The 533-nt window shown below is 39.2% G+C and carries 1 pseudogene; it reads left to right on the forward strand.

From position 1 onward, the window contains the following. Positions 1-457 (forward strand): annotated as a pseudogene (locus E3E37_RS10810) (peptidylprolyl isomerase); the annotation flags it as partial. Positions 458-533: the final 76 nt, after the last annotated feature.

The raw sequence follows: 533 nt of genomic DNA on the forward strand, positions 1-533 counted from the left end.
GACCATAGTGTATGAGGTGGAAATTGTAGAGAAGATTGAAGATCCAATTGAAAAGGTCAAGGCCCTAATTGAGCTCAGACTCCCAATGGTGGACTTGAGCAAAGTTAAAATTGAGGTCGGAGAGAAGGATGTTAAAGTCGACTTTAGCGACGTTGACATTGACAGAAATACACTCATTCTCGGAGAAATCATCTTGGAGAGCGACCTCAGATTCATTGGCTATGAGCAGGTTGAGTTTAAGCCTACGATTGATGAGCTTTTGAAGCCTCCGGAACTTAAAGTTGAAGAAGAGGTAAAGAAAGCTGAGGAAGAGGCTAAAGCCGAGACCAAAGAAGAGATTACCGAGGAATCTAAAGAAGGTGAAGTTGAAGAGTCTGAAGAAAAGAAAACTGAAGAAGGCAGAAATCCTGAAGAGGGGAAAGCAGAAACTGAAAAAGAAACCAATAAAAACCAATGATAAATAATGTCTCCTTCTTTTTAGAGTTTTAGAAATTTTTATTTCTTCTTTGGGCATCCTATAATATTGGTGGTTT

It is taken from the genome of Thermococcus sp. ES12 (genome assembly GCF_012027515.1).
GTDB classification, from domain to species: domain Archaea; phylum Methanobacteriota_B; class Thermococci; order Thermococcales; family Thermococcaceae; genus Thermococcus; species Thermococcus barossii.